The sequence below is a fragment of the Brevibacillus sp. FW306-2-1A-C05A genome (genome assembly GCF_058781555.1).
The window spans coordinates 1-12,829 of the sequence record NZ_JBYSWV010000036.1; the positions used below are offsets into that span (position 1 = coordinate 1).

Sequence of the window (12,829 nt, forward strand, 5' to 3'; positions counted from 1 at the left end):
CCATTCCAAGACCCAGCATACAGGAGGCGCTTTTTTCTTTCAAAGCTCAAATTTCTTCATTACAGGAATGGCTCCTCAATGGTGACAAGCTCTGGTACTGTGACTGTAGTTGTTGTCGTTACCGCTCTCATATATTCAAAGCGAATGGCAATATGTGAATCCTGAGTGTTATCGGGATAATCAGCGAGATTATCGCCTAAGATTGCTTGTTCCGAGTGATCGCCTTGTGCATCTGGTAATTTCCAACCACCATTTGTTGTCTCAATTTTGTTCGCCCACATTTCAGTGATTCCATCATAGCCTGAAAGTCCATTTAACCTTACACCAGTAATATTGTTCCCCGGGGTATAACCTTGTACGGGCCCATAAGCAGTCGTTTTGAATCCGTACCGGTAAATCTCAAACAGATATTTTTCTGTTGGTGAATCAGGTGGGCTCCATTCCACGGACATAGGTAAAGAGGTGAGCGGAATCGTAAGTTCATTCAAGCCTGTACTTCTCTCGTATATGGTAATACTGGTAGCCTTGGAAAGATCGATAACCTCTGGCACATATGTCGTTTCTGTTTTGGTAACAGTTTTCATGACCTCAATCGTTTTTGTGACCTTGCCGGAATCCGGCACATTCAATAACTTGATACCGTTAAACTCTGTATTGTTCGCTATTTCATCAATGGCTTTTTTGATCTGTTCGACCTCTTCCTGAATGCTTTGCCTATCTTCTTTTGTCAGCGTATCATTTGCGGCTTGTATTGCAAGCTCTCTCAATCGTTGTAGATTAGGATTGTGTATCTCAGCGAGGCCACCCTCTGCAGTTTGAATAAGTGAAATACCGTCCTGTATGTTTCGTTGCGCCTGATCCAGTCCCCTGATATGCGCCCTCATCTTCTCGGAGATCGCCAATCCTGCGGCATCATCAGCCGACTTGTTGATACGAAGCCCTGACGATAACTTTTCCAGCGTACTGGCTGTATTTTTATTGTTTTTCTGGAGTCTGTTCAACGCGTTCATTGCAGGTATATTCGACTTGATTATCATCTCTTACACCCTCTGCCCCCCTACTTGAACCAGAATCTTCCGATCATTGCCGCCTGCGGCGACACGATAACAGAACATCCCATGAAGTCGCCCGGTTTCTCACTCAAGAATCAGCGCCGATAATTTTTACACTCATGCATTGGGCTAAAGTTCGTATAAAAGACAGCTTTCTGGCGCAGTACCACAGTCAATGGAGTTTTCACCCAATACCGCCCATGTGACTTATATTTATCTTATCTTTCGAGTAATTGTAACCCTACATAATTAATTTTTTTAACATCAGAGCTATATCGTGTTGTACCATGATACCTCTGACTTCTAGTCAACGTTGCATCTTTAGCAGTATGGTTCCGACAATGTTAGGCATGACCATTTCTCCCAAGCATTGTCCATCGAATTAACCAAATACCGATTGCATATCTCCGTCACTACGTAAATCAGGTATAAATCTTGAATCCATAACCGATGCCCTCATCCCGCAAATCATCCCCATGAGGGCTATTGAAGGATAACAGATCATTCTGTTTCGGCTTGATCTTGAAGATTTTTTTATAGTATTCCTTCATGTTCGTGAACAGTGCTCGTACCTCGATGGAACTGTTACCCATGTAACCATTTGGATTGTAACAGTAAAACTCTTTTGGATTCCTGATGTCTGCGGGCATTGAATAGGGGAAGTAGTGATCTCCTCTGTAATAGACAGGTTCATCATTCGGTGATAAAAGTCTCTTCTTGCTAAAAATTCTTAGCTTTTTGACAGCGCCATGCCTGTCCCACTCATAGGAGATTCCCTCAAAATATCCTTCTCCTGCACCTTCGTTGAAAAACTTTTCTGCCCTGAACGAAATCTCAATAATTCCTGAATAACCTTCCATCGTAGCTGTCACCGCGTAATAACCATATTGATGATAACCATGTATCCCCATATCATCTGTCCTACTCTGATAAATGACAGAAAGACTGCTCTCCGGTTTCCGGTTTCTATTGATTGATAGCAGGCCCAGGCTCCTCAGTATTTCTTGTTGAAAATGAGGCAATGATTTTGTATCTACGCCCGCTTCAATCAGTAGTCTCAGTATAGCGACATTGTTTTTATCAAATGCAGATTTGATAACTGAATCACCGATCATGTCTTTGGAATTGGGATCGGCACCTGCGTTAAGAAGAAGCTTGACGATATTCTCCGATTCTTTTATGACAGCCCACCTCAGAGCAGTGTAATCATACTGCCCTTTATAGTTCGGGTCTGCTCCAGCACCGAGCAACTCTCTAACTTTGTTTTCGTCCTTTGCCTTTGTGGCAAGAATCAACTCTTCTCCAAGTGACATTTCTGATAGCACTCCAATCATGGGAAAAATTAGTTCTACGATACTAATAATAACCATAAAACGGATATTTTGAATACCCTTATTGCATTCTATCAATTCCGATAGGCTTGCATTAAAGGGGTGGTAATGATTGAATCCCATTGAAATCGGCAAGCGAATACAGGAGTTACGGAAAAAGAAATATCGTAACCGCGCTGAGTTTGCGGAAGCCTTGCAGACTTCAGAAGGTAATGTAAAACGGATAGAAAACGGACTGGGCCTGCCCAGTATTGATTTATTGGTAAGAGCCTCTATCCTGTTAAATACACCTACAGATGTTATTCTGTTTGGAGATGATACTTCACCTACAGAAGAGGACTGGGAGAGCTTGAATCGAATTTATCGAACGCTTAGTGAAACCGGACGCAAAACCCTGAACAATATTGGGCAAGAACTTCTGTCGCTGGAATACAGCCTGAAACACGGCAGGGAGTAAAAATCTTCCGGATTCCGAAAGCCTATACAAGCAAAAAACTGCATATATTTTTCCCCGGTTCCACAACACAAAATTAAAGGGGGGTGCCAGCCGTTTCATGCCCCACCCGGTTACACATGGACTGTGATCTACTGTTCGTCAGTAGATTGCAGTCCTTTTTTTGTTTAATTGCTCAATTGAGCGTGACAGTGAGCAGGGAAGGTGAAAGGCTTCCCAAATAGTGAGTAGGTGAATCAAAGATGATCAAGCAGTGTCGTTTTGAATAAAGGCTGGGTTGCAGTCTGTTGCTTGTCTTCGCTTATTGTTGTAAACAAATTCTTGCAAAATCGGAGGGAGTCTGTATGAAAGTTAAAATCTATGTTGCCAATCTGGCGAAGTACAACGAAGGGATATTGGTTGGCGAGTGGCTGACTCTGCCGATGAGGTAGTAAGTTTGTTGGAGAGCGGTGACTACAGTGTGTCTTTAGATGTGAACAGTTTATACGATGTCGCGGCGAATATGGTAGATGAATGTTACTTTGGCCCGATTCCCCCATCCCTAGCCAGCTACATCGATTATGAACAAATTGCGAGAGATTTGAAGATGGACGGATAGTATATGCACCATGAACTAAGGATTGCAATTCGTCCTCACTCATAATCTCCTGAAGAAGAAGCTTTTCTCTTCTCCAATTAAATCTGATATATCGTGCCTGCTTGCGTCAAAGCGGGTTATTTGTGTTGCCATTAAACCGCTAAAGGGCGTATGCCAGCAATGGAAGGAGGTGAAGTCACTTATGAGAGAGTTGCTAATAAATCTGGAATTGAAACTTGCCGATCTGCTCATTCAGGAGAAGATGCTACGCAACTGTGACACCAATCATCCAATCAATGCTCGTAATCTTGAGCAGATACGTAGTCGCATCAAGTCTTTGAAGATCCAGATTGATATGATTGACGTTTTGCGGTCGGTCGAACGCGAAGTTAGCAAGAAAGGAGTTGAGAGGCATGGAACAGAGCAAACAGAGCTTATCAGATGAGTTGGTGGTGCTTCTGAATCGTTTGGCCCTGAACGGTGACATTCACATTGCCGGGCACGTTCTGTACGCTTACGTCAGCCGCTTCTGGAGGCTTGAGAGGGATGTTGCCAAACAATACGTCATTCAGTATTTTCAGGAGAACCATCCCAAGCAGTTACAGTGGTATTTGAAAAACAGGAAGAAAATCAAATCATAGGCTCTTTTGCAGAACGATGCAGAAGGGCCATTTTTTATGCCCGAAAGGAGGTGAGGATGATGGAGAAGCATGTTGATTTGTGTGAGAAGAGAAAGTGGTTGCTGGCGGCGTTAAAGCATTTACGAGGTATCAAGCAGATGCGTCCCACTTGGGGGCGGCTTTATGCCAACACTCTCGTCAAGCTGGTGCTCGTTGAGATGAAGCTGGAGCAGTTAGAACAACAAAAAGGATGTGAACCAAGATAGGAATCACACCCAATTAACTTTGCTGATTGTATTGTACAGGATATCGCTTTACCAGCACAAGGAGGGTTTACCGCCCTCCTTATTTTCATTTCACGGAGGTAATGTATGACAGATAAATGCACCGCTCAAACAACTCTGGCGACCGTTCTGGCACATCTCATTGACGAGAAGCCGGAAGGAAGAGTCATCCATAACTTGCTTGCCTGCTTCCCTACCCTGCAAGAACTGCTGGACGCAACAGAAGAAGAACTGACAGCCATTTCGGGCATAGGGCCAGTCAAGGCCTACAAACTCATATCATCTCTGGATTTGGCACGTACCATATGCTCAATAACGTCGCGTCCATCTGTTGTCCGGTCTGCAAGAGATGTTTTTAATCATCTCAAGGTAGAGATGCAGTATTTACCCAAAGAGTATTTTGTCGTGATCGGCTTGGATAACAAGAGGCGCATTTTGTTTTCGGAAGTGGTCGCGATTGGATCACTGGATGCGGCCATCATCCATCCACGCGAGGCATTCCGCCCGGTATTGAAGAGAAATGCGGAAGCGGTGATCTTTGTCCATAATCATCCATCTGGCGATTCCTTTCCATCCCGAGAGGATATTGAAATAACCAAAAGACTGCAACAATCTGGAGAGATTCTAGGTATTCGGGTCGTCGACCACATAATTATAGGGTTCGAGAGATATTTCTCCTTGGCCGAACAAGGCTATCTATAACGCACAGGGGGTAGACAATATGAGAAAGCATCCATTAACGAGAAAGGCGCTCCATCAACATATCCTCAAAGAAGCTCAGCTTGTTGATGCCTTGGATACACTGATGACGCAGGTTTCCCGTCCCCAACCGCTTACTACGCTTGCCGACGAGGATATCCAACGTATCGCAGGCAGTAACGCTACTGCGACGAAACAATTGCGGGCTACCCTGCAACTGGCTCATCTGCTTGCTGTTCCACAAAGACGACAGCATTTTACTGTTCGCCTCCCCAGAGATGTTGTCCAGTATTGCCGGGACAGCATTAGGAGTTGTGGCGAGAGAAACACGTTCCTGATCGGTTTAAATACCAAGAACATGATCACGACAACAGAGTGTGTTCCCGAAGAGACGATGCAGAGCCTTACTACCTATCAGCGTGCCATATTCCGTCATCTGATCATTCATAAGTGTGCATCCGGTATTTTGATACACATGCGCAGTGCTGGAGATATTCATCCATCTCAGGAGGAGATTAGCTTATCCAAGCAGATTGCTGATGTAGGAGATACTGTCGGGATATCCATATTAGACGTAATTGAAGTGACCGAAACAGATTATTTAAGCTACAAGGAACGTGGATGGCTTTAGAATTGTCGTGTACGTTGAGAGCCAGCAATTCCAAGCGCTGGCTCTTTTCTCTTTTAGTCAGGTAGCGAGAATCTTATTATACCATTTTCCCCCGCTCTTGATTTAACATAGTTTTAGGCAAATTCATATGTAATCTGGAGGCATTATGAAATACATCGGAAAACTAAACAAACTCAATCAAAAAATCGTACAGATGAACCTCACCCCGGGAAGTAACTGCTTTAAGCTTTCAGAGCGCCCCTTTATGTTCCCGAGGAAAGTCATAAGCGATTTTTACCCTGATTTCCCTGACCATCCTCAGCTTGATAACACTACATTCAAGGTCTATCTGTATCTTTGTATGTCATGTAATGGTCTGACCGGTAATGTGAATTTATCCAGCAAACAAAAGATCGCCGAAATATTAAAAGTTCCTCCATACTCATCATATATCGATTGGTCTCTTGATTGGCTAGAAACCAATCACTTTATCCGTGATATCAGAACAAAAGATAAAGCGCGATTCCGAGCGCAGATAATGTCTGCTCCAGATTATTTGCCAGAGCTTAACACGTTCTACAGTTGTAAAGACGTCCCACGGAATCCTACTTCAATGAAGAACCACAATTACGGCTATATCTTGGTTCCTGCATCGGCTATTACAGACAAGATGTTAGATCAATCTTTAACAAGGACTGGATGGGATGAAAGAAAACTAAAAATCTTCCTTCTCATGTATCAATATAACTGGCTTCGTTATTATGGCGGCATTGATCCAGACATTATGCATATCACACAGAACGGAGAGTTAGAGCTTGATACACGTTTCTGCTACGACGTAAAAAGCACACCCTACAATACATTCCAAACAGTTCAATCGTTCATCAATGCTGACCTATTCAAACCTGTAAGATGTGTATTTCGGAAAAAGGATGGTGAACAATTCTTTGTCGGGGACGTTGGAAGGGTTACCCCTCAGAAGAATGACCACGAAATCATCATACTACGCCCTCAAGTTTTAATTGCAAAGCAAGTTGAGAAGCTAGTTGAATTACTCGGTAAAGGAAGCGTCGTTATATGAAAACACATCGTAAACTCTTCACAGATATCGCAACTATATTTAATCCATTTGGGAACGACGAGAAAGTACGCTTAACCTATGATTCAGTTTCTTACTATTGCATCCATGAGGAGCCGCGAGAGCTTCCTCATGACACATACTATGAGCCTGATGAAGATGAGGAAATACAACGCCAACAGAGTGTTCTTATGATGGCCTTTCAGGAAAAAGTGGCTATGCTACTTAGAGCCAAGTCAAAATCAGTGGGAATCCTTCTTCCCTTGCCGAAAGGAAAATACCGAGTGGACATCACAGTAACCACTCCTCGATATGCAGATGAGATTCCTTTGCTCCTTGTAATGAAATCGGTATTGGACGGCATCAACAAAGAGATCATCGAGAACGACCGGGAAATCTACGAATGCAACATCAGATACGATCAAAAACCAGTATATTCGAAATCTACGAAGCCCACATCTGATGAATCATTGAAGATTGAAATCTATGACATGGTTTCACTGGGGGCCCCGAAAATTGAAGTTAGCGGCGACTTTTATATCGTTCCAAAGCAATCACCGATACTGAGGGATGGCGGCGACAGGCTCATTATCACCGACTCTGATCGTCATTCTGATATCTTGGATTGTCAACACTAAATCAGACAATTTTTATAAGGGCTTCTTGGCGATACTGAACAGGCGTCATATAGCCTAAGGTGCCATGAATACGATGCTTGTTAAACCAGTTCACGTAATCGGATAATTCCAGCTCCAGATGACGAAGACTCTGGAAGTTCATCTGATTCACAAACTCTGTTTTCATGATCTTGTAGGTGGCTTCTGCCACAGCGTTGTCGTACGGACAGCCCTTCATACTTAGTGATCGGCCGATTCCAAACGTCTCCAAAAGCTCATCCATCTTTTGATTGTTGAACTCGCTACCACGGTCAGTATGAAACCACTGAATTTGGCGTAAATCACCTTGTACCGTCGCAAAAGCGCGGGAAATCAGTGCAGCGTCCTTGTTCGGACCTGCACTATGCCCAATAATTTCTCGATTGAATAAATCGACCAACACACAAATGTAATGCCATCGGTTCTGGACCTTCACATACGTTAGATCGCTGACGACGAAGCGTTTTGCCTCCTCCTGATCGAATTCTCGATCCAGAACATTTCCCGTCGTTGCTTCATTACAAGCGGTTTTATGGGGCTTATATTGAGCCACGGTATAGGTGGAAACGAGTCCTTGCTCTTTCATGATCCGACCAATCCGTCGTCTGGAGACGACGAGTCCGCGTTCCTGGAGCTTAACTTTGATCTTTCGTGTCCCGTAGGCCTTACGATTCTTTTGGAAAATCTCCACAATCGCTTCGGTTACTTCATCTTCCTTTGCTCGTTCTTTCGCTTCATAGTAGAACGTACTTCTTGCGATTTGCAGGACGTCGCACATTGCTGATACCGAGTATTTATCACGATTATTCTTTATGATAGCTACTTTCGTCCCATGATCAGCGCGGCTTGCTTTAAAATATCGACCTCCATTTTCAGGCGTTGGTTTTCTTTTCGCAAAGTAATCAATTCCTCTTCTTCTGATGAACGATTGTCCTTTTCCTTGAAAGAACCGGTTGTCTGTGCTTGCTTGATCCAGCGGTCCAGGGCAGAAGCTGTGAGGTCATATTCCTCCACAATTGCCGCTCTTGTTTTTCCGTTTTCATACAGCTTCACCATTTGAGTTTTAAACTCGGTTGTGAACGTGCGACGTTGTTTTTTAGGCATTGTAGAGATCCGCTCCTTAACATGATAGGTTTATTCTACAAGCCCTTATTTTTTCTGTCCAACTTAGTGTAGCCGATCCATCTCGGCGCGCCTCAAACGTAAGATGAAGATAGCGACATGTAAGAGCTACTCCATTGACATGTGCTTTACAGGCAACACCGATGACAAGGATATCGACAACATGGCACTCATCTATTACCCGATACTAGGAGACCTTGGTATCAATGAAGCACAGGTTCACTCTCTGCATCTTGAGAAACACAAGAGTACGACTTCTCCAAGTATCGAGACACACGTTAAGTGCAAGACCCCGTAATTGCACAAACCCTTGATATTACTACGTTTTCCCTACCCATTCATAGTACTAGAAGCTAACATATAGAGAGACCGTTCTATCAAGGGTTCATAGACTCTTAGTATATCTTCACCAATGCTAGATTCGCCATCCACCGTACTGACATTTTCGCAGTACGGTTATTTCTATTGAAGGGAGCATCCACAATGAATGTTATTACGTACCTTCGTGTCTCATCGAAACAGCAATCCGAACGCGAGCTATCCATCCCCGCTCAAAGAGAAGCCATCCAACGATACGCAGATCAGAAAGGATGGAGCATCGTCGAAGAGTTCGTCGATGAAAGCAAATCTGCAAAGACCGCAGATCGACCAGCTTTCCAGCGAATGATCGCCAAAGCAAAGCAACCGCAGAAAAACTTTCAAGCCATTCTCGTCCACAAGTTCGACCGTTTCAGCCGCAGTCGTGAAGATCATATCATCTACAAAGCCCTGCTCAAGAAGCAGGGTATTTTTGTATACTCTGTAACTGAACAAACAGAACCGGACACACCACACGGCGTTTTGCTGGAAGGCATGCTGGAGGTCATCTCTGAATTCTACAACCTGAATCTGAAGAACGAGACGATGAAGGGAATGAAAGAAAACGCATCTCGGGGATTTCACTGCGGAGGACGCATTCCATACGGATATCGTGCCGTCGTCGTAGACGGACATGTTACGCTGATCCCCGGCGAACGACATGAAGTGGAAGCTGTACAACTCATCTTCAAGTTGGCGGCGGAAGGAATGGGCGGCAAAAAAATTGCACGGATACTCAATGAATACAATCTGCAACATGCAATTGATCGTCGCTGGAGTCCATCGACCGTCCTCTCCATCCTTGACAATCAGGTGTATCTTGGACATCGCATCTGGAACAAGCGAACCAAAGGCATGACGCAGTTTAAGGATGCAGACGAATGGATCGTCACTCCCGGCAGTCATCCTCCCATCGTCAGCCAACAACAATGGGACGCCGCGCATTCAGAATTGCAACTGCGCAAGAAAAGTAAATAGCTTCATCATCACTCGTTTTCAAGAGGCAGGTATCGCTCATATCGGGCATACCTGCCTTTTTTGTTTTTCAACACTTACACCAAAACCCAAAGGAGATGTATCCACATGAAAGTTGTCATCTACGCTCGCGTATCCTCCGATCATCAAGCGGAAAAAGAGTTGTCCATCCCCGCTCAACTGAAGGCGATCCACAAATTCTGCCAAGAGAAAGGTTGGCTGGTCGTCGGTGAATATCTCGAAAAAGGCAAATCAGCGAAGACAGATGAGCGCCCTGAGTTCCAGAAGATGATTGCGATGGCGAAACGTCCGAATCGTCATTTCGATGCCATCGTCGTCCATAAGTTTGATCGTTTCTCACGCAAACGTGAAGATCACATCATCTACAAGGCATTACTGCAAAAACATGGAGTAAAAGTCATATCCGCAACGGAACAGACCGATCCAGAGACTCCACATGGCATGTTACTCGAAGGCATGCTAGAGGTCATTTCAGAGTTCTACAACGTCAACCTCGCCGCTGAAGTGAAAAAAGGCATGTCCCAGAACGCCAAGCTAGGCTACAGCAACGGCGGCAATGCCCCATATGGCTATCGTACAGAACACATCGCCCTTGGAGCCAACAAAACGAAATCAGTTTGGGTACTCGGCCCCCGAGAGGAAGTAGATACCGTCAGATGGATTTTCAATCAGTACGCTCATGAGGGTCTGGGTTACAAAGCAATCGCTACCCTGCTCAACCAAAAAGGCGTGCCAACGCTGAAAGGCGGCAAATGGTCAGCAAGCACCATCCGCGCAATCATCTTCAATGAATCCTATATCGGACGCAGAGTATGGAACAAGCAAGACTACCAGACAAAGGGCAAGAAGTGGAAGGATCGCTCTGAGTGGATCATCACGGAGAATGCCCATCCTTCGATCATCACCAAAGAACTGTTTGACAGATGCCAAGAGCTGGCGAAGAAACGCCACAATGGCGGTGGGCAGGCTCATAATCCATTTCAGATCAAACCACACTCCCCTTTCTGGTTGCGCGGCATCATGTACTGTGACAGATGCGGAAGCAAGATGGTCGGCAACTCCAATTCTTCACGGCAAAAAGGAGGTGGACAACGATACTACACATGCGGAGGTTATCAACGGCACGGGAAGGAGTATTGCAGTTATGTCGGATGGAGAAAAGAGCGTGTCGAGGAGATTGTATCAGCCAAGCTGAGAAATGCTCTCCTCCGCCTGTCGCTTGAAGACAATCATCTGGAGGAAGAAATCAGACGATACCACGAAGATCAACACAAACATGTCTACATGCAGATATCCTCACTCGAAACAGAGATCAGCTTTTTGCAGAAGCGTATCGAGACGATGGAACAGGATATCCAATCTGGAAGAGGCAAGCCATACTACGCTGACATGATCAGTGAGATGAAACAGGAGCTAGCAGACAAACAGAATGAGTACACCGCTCTTTCCGGTTCTGTGCAGTCCTTCGCTCTCCCAGAGCAATACATCGACTCCGTAAAATACGATGTACAGACGCTGATTGCTCTGTTGGACAGCGAAGTATCCAATCCTGAGAGCATCCATCAACTGGTCGCCAAATACGTCAGCAGGGTTTTCATTCAGCGAGAAACCAAGGTGATCCACATCGTCATGCAGTTCAAATCAGGCGATGCCATACTGTATGAAAAGACCGTCGTAGCTGAATACACGTCGTAACCATTGCGCTAACCGACTCGAATAGAACACGAGGTTCCTCGCTATACATTGGCATGCCGCTCATAAACGCAGTCATATCAGCAATGCTGAAACCGTCCTGTATAGCGAGGATACCAAAAACACAAAAAAAACACCCTCATCAGGTGGTATCCTCGCATATGTATGGTGGAGGCGGGGGGATTCGAACCCCCGTCCGAAAACAGCGATACATGAGCATCTCCGAGCGCAGTCACTCGTTTAGAGTTTCGGTGACAGATTCGCGGAGTGACGCGCTGACCTGGCACCTAGCCTGATTGGTCTTCTTCCTTTGGCTCCAGGCGGAAGCCTCCGGCGTAGCCCGTTAAAGTTGAGCCCTATCCACGGCACACGGGCCGATGCAGTGGGAGAGCCTCACTGGTTATTAAGCAGCGAGAGAAAGTTGTTTGTTGCCAGTTAATGGCGTTTGCGTTGGTGACGAGGTCCGCAACCCCCCGGCTCGCTTCTCATGCTCTACCATCCCCGTCGAATCCAGAACGCCCCCATGGTATAAGGTGAGAAAAAGCCTAGGTGAAGAGCCATTGATCCGCACCTAGACTGTTGTGTACAAAATGGTGTATTGCTTGCTGCCTATTTAATATAGCACAAGCGGCAGGCAAAACTCAACGTCGATTGCTGCCAGGCCTGCCAAAGCAAACCAGTTAGGCAGCGCTCAGGCCTTTTGGCGTTCGCGCAGGGCGCGCTCGACTTCGCGGGCAGCGTCCTTTTTCTTGAGGTCTTCGCGCTTGTCGTAGTTCTTCTTCCCTTTGACGAGTGCGAGCTCGACTTTGGCCCAGCCGCCTTTCAAATAAATGCTCAGCGGGACCAGCGAGTAGCCTCTTTCGCGAATCAGGCCGTTCAGCTTGAGGATTTCCAGCCGTCTCATCAACAGCTTGCGGGTACGCTCCGGCTCGTGGTTGAAACGGTTGCCCTGCTCGTACGGGCTGATGTGCACGTTGTACAGAAGCAGCTCGCCGTTTTGTACGCGAGCGAAGCTGTCCTTAAGCTGGACACGCGCGGCACGCACCGACTTGATCTCCGTACCGGTCAGGGCAATCCCTGCTTCGAATACTTGCTCGATGTGGTAATCGTGGCGCGCTTTTCGGTTTTGGGCGACTGTCTTGGTTCCGGCTTTATCTTTTGACATGGAGATCACCTCGCTTGTACGTACTGCGTTTCGTAACAGTTAGTCTAGCAAATTTTGCCCGCTGTGGCAAGACATTTGCCGGGTAACTGCCGCGTTTGCCGCATCTGCCCGATCGCAAACAGGAAACAGTCTCCCT

16 protein-coding genes and 1 other RNA gene are annotated in these 12,829 nt (G+C 45.7%); 12 read left to right on the forward strand and 5 right to left on the reverse strand.

From position 1 onward, the window contains the following. Window positions 1-59 precede the first annotated feature (59 nt). Window positions 60-1,037 carry a flagellin gene (locus AC3WJN_RS18860; RefSeq protein ID WP_007779049.1) on the reverse strand — a complete coding sequence of 326 codons (978 nt, stop codon included), beginning with the start codon at window positions 1,035-1,037 and terminating at the stop codon, window positions 60-62. 437 nt (window positions 1,038-1,474) lie between these two features. Continuing rightward, the gene (locus AC3WJN_RS18865; protein ID WP_007779045.1) at window positions 1,475-2,365 is read right to left on the reverse strand and encodes an ankyrin repeat domain-containing protein; all 891 of its coding nucleotides are present in this window, start codon (window positions 2,363-2,365) and stop codon (window positions 1,475-1,477) included. A gap of 130 nt (window positions 2,366-2,495) precedes the next feature. Between AC3WJN_RS18865 and AC3WJN_RS18870 the strand changes: the two genes are divergently transcribed. The 10 genes from AC3WJN_RS18870 (at window position 2,496) to AC3WJN_RS18915 (ending at window position 7,343) form a co-directional block, all read left to right on the forward strand. Further along, complete coding sequence (locus AC3WJN_RS18870; RefSeq protein WP_007779043.1) at window positions 2,496-2,840, forward strand: helix-turn-helix domain-containing protein; 345 nt, start codon at window positions 2,496-2,498, stop codon at window positions 2,838-2,840. A 341-nt stretch (window positions 2,841-3,181) separates the two neighbouring features. Then, the gene (locus AC3WJN_RS18875; RefSeq protein WP_081494681.1) at window positions 3,182-3,268 is read left to right on the forward strand and encodes an antirestriction protein ArdA; all 87 of its coding nucleotides are present in this window, start codon (window positions 3,182-3,184) and stop codon (window positions 3,266-3,268) included. 41 nt (window positions 3,269-3,309) lie between these two features. Next, window positions 3,310-3,435, forward strand: a complete 126-nt coding sequence (locus AC3WJN_RS18880) for an antirestriction protein ArdA (RefSeq protein WP_237716589.1) — start codon at window positions 3,310-3,312, stop codon at window positions 3,433-3,435. 181 nt (window positions 3,436-3,616) lie between these two features. Then, window positions 3,617-3,859: a hypothetical protein gene (locus AC3WJN_RS18885; RefSeq protein WP_007779040.1), complete on the forward strand. Its 243-nt coding sequence runs from the start codon at window positions 3,617-3,619 to the stop codon at window positions 3,857-3,859. Continuing rightward, on the forward strand, window positions 3,828-4,055 hold the full coding sequence (locus AC3WJN_RS18890; RefSeq protein ID WP_007779038.1) for a hypothetical protein: 228 nt from the start codon (window positions 3,828-3,830) through the stop codon (window positions 4,053-4,055). The genes AC3WJN_RS18885 and AC3WJN_RS18890 overlap by 32 nt, the downstream gene beginning before the upstream one ends. A gap of 56 nt (window positions 4,056-4,111) precedes the next feature. Further along, window positions 4,112-4,300 (forward strand): hypothetical protein, encoded by a 189-nt coding sequence (locus tag AC3WJN_RS18895; RefSeq protein ID WP_007779035.1) that lies wholly within the window; start codon window positions 4,112-4,114, stop codon window positions 4,298-4,300. A 105-nt stretch (window positions 4,301-4,405) separates the two neighbouring features. After that, on the forward strand, window positions 4,406-5,020 hold the full coding sequence (gene radC, locus AC3WJN_RS18900) for a RadC family protein (protein ID WP_007779032.1): 615 nt from the start codon (window positions 4,406-4,408) through the stop codon (window positions 5,018-5,020). Between the two features lie 19 nt (window positions 5,021-5,039). Next, the gene (locus AC3WJN_RS18905; RefSeq protein ID WP_007779030.1) at window positions 5,040-5,648 is read left to right on the forward strand and encodes a JAB domain-containing protein; all 609 of its coding nucleotides are present in this window, start codon (window positions 5,040-5,042) and stop codon (window positions 5,646-5,648) included. A gap of 145 nt (window positions 5,649-5,793) precedes the next feature. Further along, window positions 5,794-6,708, forward strand: a complete 915-nt coding sequence (locus AC3WJN_RS18910) for a hypothetical protein (protein WP_007779028.1) — start codon at window positions 5,794-5,796, stop codon at window positions 6,706-6,708. After that, window positions 6,705-7,343, forward strand: coding sequence for a hypothetical protein (locus AC3WJN_RS18915; RefSeq protein ID WP_007779026.1), 639 nt, complete (start codon window positions 6,705-6,707; stop codon window positions 7,341-7,343). Before AC3WJN_RS18910 ends, AC3WJN_RS18915 begins: the two co-directional genes overlap by 4 nt. A 1-nt stretch (window position 7,344) precedes the next feature. Here the strand turns inward: AC3WJN_RS18915 and AC3WJN_RS18920 are convergent. After that, a protein-coding gene (locus AC3WJN_RS18920; protein WP_197186389.1) for an IS3 family transposase occupies window positions 7,345-8,465 on the reverse strand; the annotation gives its coding sequence in 2 pieces (ribosomal slippage) (window positions 7,345-8,216 and window positions 8,216-8,465; 1,122 coding nt in all). 501 nt (window positions 8,466-8,966) lie between these two features. On the opposite strand from AC3WJN_RS18920, the gene AC3WJN_RS18925 reads away from it, so the two are divergent. Then, complete coding sequence (locus AC3WJN_RS18925) at window positions 8,967-9,818, forward strand: recombinase family protein (protein ID WP_007779018.1); 852 nt, start codon at window positions 8,967-8,969, stop codon at window positions 9,816-9,818. Window positions 9,819-9,923: 105 nt separating this feature from the next. Beyond that, complete coding sequence (locus tag AC3WJN_RS18930) at window positions 9,924-11,531, forward strand: recombinase family protein (RefSeq protein WP_007779015.1); 1,608 nt, start codon at window positions 9,924-9,926, stop codon at window positions 11,529-11,531. Between the two features lie 163 nt (window positions 11,532-11,694). Here AC3WJN_RS18930 and ssrA read toward each other — a convergent pair. Further along, window positions 11,695-12,051, reverse strand: a transfer-messenger RNA (tmRNA) gene (ssrA, locus tag AC3WJN_RS18935). Between the two features lie 168 nt (window positions 12,052-12,219). Beyond that, complete coding sequence (gene smpB, locus AC3WJN_RS18940) at window positions 12,220-12,693, reverse strand: SsrA-binding protein SmpB (RefSeq protein WP_005826964.1); 474 nt, start codon at window positions 12,691-12,693, stop codon at window positions 12,220-12,222. Between the last annotated feature and the right edge of the window lie 136 nt (window positions 12,694-12,829).